The 1,702-nt window shown below is 35.5% G+C and carries 1 protein-coding gene and 2 riboswitches; the gene reads left to right on the plus strand.

The features are described from left to right. Nucleotides 1–195: 195 nt before the first annotated feature. Nucleotides 196–296, minus strand: a riboswitch (TPP riboswitch). A gap of 147 nt (nt 297–443) precedes the next feature. After that, nucleotides 444–624, plus strand: a riboswitch (cyclic di-AMP (ydaO/yuaA leader). Beyond that, nucleotides 621–1,391, plus strand: a complete 771-nt coding sequence (locus tag IAI10_RS24530) for a LysM peptidoglycan-binding domain-containing protein (protein ID WP_315675938.1) — start codon at nt 621–623, stop codon at nt 1,389–1,391. (Overlaps the previous riboswitch by 4 nt.) Nucleotides 1,392–1,702 lie beyond the last annotated feature (311 nt).

Below are 1,702 nucleotides of genomic sequence, written 5' to 3' on the forward strand. Positions count from 1 at the left end.
CGGTTGGCTAGACCTGCATTTATTTTAACATAGGAGTTTTTTTCTACTCAACGGCATAAGCCTTTTTTCTTCCACTTGCTTAGCAAGTGGTTTACTTTGTTGCACAAAAATAACAGCCCAATACTGATGTACTGGGCTGTTTAAAAATTATAAATTCTTCGGGCAAACAAAAAAGCTTGCGCGAAGCAAGCTATCATAAACAACTTCCTGCTTCCCTACGATGGTTCTAACCATATCAGGTTCATGGAGTTAGGATAAAAATCCCTCTCAGCCTTGAGGCACCCCCAGCAATCAATATAAGCGTATTCAATTTTTATTTCCATTAAAGTATACACCTAATAAAATTGGTTGTAAAGACATATCCATATTGCTTATACATAGGAACAATAATCCACTTTGCCCATCAATTTAATAATGAAAAGCTTGAATATTTTTGTTACAATCACCTCACAGAGCCGAATCCTCATGAGAGATTAAAATTTCTAATAAATAACATGAGGTACGGAGGATTTCCATTGGGGTTAATCTTTAAAATGCAGGCATATTGTGCCCAAGCATATATAAAGAGGGGTGTCTCCTATCCTAACCCGTCAACTAACTTCGGAGGCTTAGGGGGTAAAATGAAAATAAATAACAAATTAAAGGCATTAGTTTTTTGTGCTATGTTCACAGTTCTAGGAGCTAAAGCAGCTCATGCTGCTACTAACTATACTGTTGTGTCTGGGGATACCTTGTACAGCATAGGTAAAACTTTTGGTACAAGCTATACGAATATAATGACTTATAATAAATTAACTTCTACTGTAATAAAACCTGGACAAGTAATTTCTATTCCTGACAGATATTACACTGTACAGAAAGGTAATACTTTATATCAAATATCAAAGCAATATGGCATAACTGTGGATTCTTTAAAAGCTGCTAATAACTTAACAAGTAACATCATATATCCAGGGCAAAAGCTTTTAGTACCATATGCTGCAGCTGCTTCCAGCTCAAATGCACCATCCGCATCAGTAATACCTTATACTGCGGAAGACTTGGATCTTTTAGCAAGACTTATACAGTCTGAAGCTGCTAATCAATCCTATTCAGCAAAAGTAGCAGTTGGTGCTGTGGTAATAAATAGAGTGCAAAGCGGGTTGTTCGCAAATACTCTTAAAGGTGTAATTTACGAGAAAATAAACGGATACTATCAATTTACACCTGTTAAAAACGGACTAATCAATAATGCAGCTGATTCCGCTTCAAGAAATGCTGCTTATGCCGCTCTTCATGGATCTGACCCAACTAATGGGGCATTGTTTTATTTTGATGACAGCGTTACAAATCAATGGCTTTTATCAAAACCAGTGGCTTATAAAGACGGAAACTTGATATTTACTTACTAAAGCTGATTTTTAAAAGGCAAATTAAAAACTTAAAATAAAAAGTGACATTAGGCTTCCTTGTCTTATGTCACTTTTTTTATTTTTTAGACTATATCAATATTATTTTAGGCTCTGTTTTAAATCAGTGTTGATTTTTACACTGATTTAAAACTTCCTTCAGTTCGGGAGGCTATGTTTTAAAATGTTGATATTATCGTTTCAGTTCTAGGAACTCTTAGGGATTGCGACTTATAATTGGCGTAATTTTGCCCAGGACGGGCAAAGCAATTTTAGCGCCACGGAGGGCGCATTAAAATTGGTAGTCAATTATA

The organism is Clostridium sp. 19966, assembly GCF_032335695.1.
Taxonomy (GTDB): Bacteria; Bacillota; Clostridia; order Clostridiales; family Clostridiaceae; genus JACTOJ01.